Annotated in this window: 1 protein-coding gene; it reads right to left on the bottom strand. The window is 70.2% G+C overall.

The genetic code is table 11. The features are described from left to right. Positions 1–461, bottom strand: a 461-nt coding sequence (locus ACTNDJ_RS08980; protein WP_441083578.1) for a phage tail tape measure protein, incomplete at its 3' end; no start/stop codon positions are given. Positions 462–476 lie beyond the last annotated feature (15 nt).

Raw genomic sequence — 476 nt, forward strand, 5'->3', positions numbered from 1 at the left:
AACGCGGCGAGAGGGCCGACGGTCTCCTCGATGGAGACGCCGAATTGGGAGGCGACGACGCCGGACTGCTTGAGCGCCTGCCCCATGTCCCCGACCGAGCCCATGGCCTTACCAGCTCCTGCGGCGAGCAGGTCCGCGACATGCCCAGCGTCCTTGCCCTTCAGCTTGAACTGGACGAGGGCGGCGGATGTTGTTTCAGCGGCGTCGGCGACGCTCAGCTGGCCGGAGGCAGCGAGGTTGAGTGCGCCCCGCAAACCGCCCGACAGGATGTCAGCGGTGGACACGCCAGCCTTCGCCAGCGCCGTGATGCCGTCGGCGGCTTCGGTGGCCGAGATAGCAGTGTCGCGCCCAGCGTCGAGCGCGGCCTTGCGCAGGCCGGCGATCTGTCCACGGGCCTCCTCGCCAGTGGCGGCAACCTCCGCCATCGACTGCTCGAACGATGCCGAGGCGCGGACGGCCATCGCGACCCCGGCCAT

Source organism: Collinsella sp. HCP3S3_D1, from assembly GCF_052064015.1.
Classification (GTDB): Bacteria; Actinomycetota; Coriobacteriia; order Coriobacteriales; family Coriobacteriaceae; genus Collinsella.